The organism is Streptomyces sp. SID13726, from assembly GCF_010548375.1.
GTDB lineage: Bacteria > Actinomycetota > Actinomycetes > Streptomycetales > Streptomycetaceae > Streptomyces.
The window spans coordinates 1-408 of sequence record NZ_JAAGLY010000669.1 but is presented as its reverse complement, the minus strand read 5'-3'; the positions used below and the strand labels follow the sequence as shown (position 1 = coordinate 408).

The following is a 408-nucleotide window of genomic DNA, read 5'->3' as shown; positions in this document are numbered from 1 at the left end:
GAGGGCGCGGGCCGGCTCTCGAACGACGAGATCGCGGGCACGCTCTACCTGTCGGAGTCGACGGTGAAGACGCACGTGTCGCGCGTCATGGCCAAGGTGGGCGCGCGCGACCGCGCGCAGCTCGTCGTCGCGGCCTACGAGTCCGGGCTCGTGCGCCCGGGCTGGGCGGGCTGACCGGCACCACGGTACGAGCGAGGTCGGCACGCACGGGGGACGACGCGGCGTCGGCCCCGGGGAAGCCTGGAGGCGCGGCCGGATCGCGGCCGCACCCGCCGCCCGGCGGGGCGCACCGACACCGGAGGTCGTCATGCTCACCGCACTCACCGGGGCCGTGGTCCCCACGCAGGCCGTCGCGTCCGTGACGCACGCCGGCTGGGGACCCGGACCCTGGTGGTTCGTCTTCCCCCT

At 76.2% G+C, this 408-nt stretch carries 1 protein-coding gene; it reads left to right on the top strand.

Annotated elements, in window-relative coordinates; translation table 11 throughout:
• A partial coding sequence (locus G3I78_RS49690) for a LuxR C-terminal-related transcriptional regulator (RefSeq protein ID WP_164437261.1) occupies window positions 1–174 on the top strand: 174 nt, incomplete at its 5' end.
• Window positions 175–408 lie beyond the last annotated feature (234 nt).